The sequence below is a fragment of the Lysinibacillus sp. RU7 genome (assembly GCF_057837305.1).
On sequence record NZ_JBYQFK010000143.1, the window covers coordinates 1 to 267 of the forward strand.

Annotated in this window: 1 protein-coding gene; it reads right to left on the reverse strand. The window is 38.2% G+C overall.

Annotated features, from left to right (window positions below; translation table 11 throughout):
• Positions 1-131: 131 nt before the first annotated feature.
• Entirely contained in the window at positions 132-266 is a 135-nt protein-coding gene (locus AC3II9_RS21855) for an alpha-ketoglutarate-dependent dioxygenase AlkB (protein ID WP_489158803.1), read from the reverse strand.
• Between the last annotated feature and the right edge of the window lies 1 nt (position 267).

A 267-nucleotide genomic window follows, 5' to 3' on the forward strand; every position in this document is an offset into this window, starting at 1 on the left:
CTCATAATATTCTCATATTATGATTTTAGCTCCTATTGGTGATTCTTTTCATCAGCAGCTCATCAATAGAAGCATCCCCCTCAGAGGAATAAGCTCATGTTGCCATCATGGGCTTTTTTCTTGCCCAATTTTTATAAGAACTGAAATTGCCGAAAAGTAAGATTAATACGTGGTTGTAAAATTTTTGTTGAACGATTTAAACGGTGTTGCCAATACTGTTGAGTCTCGCCACGCATCACAATGAGTTGACCTGGCTGTAGCCACAAT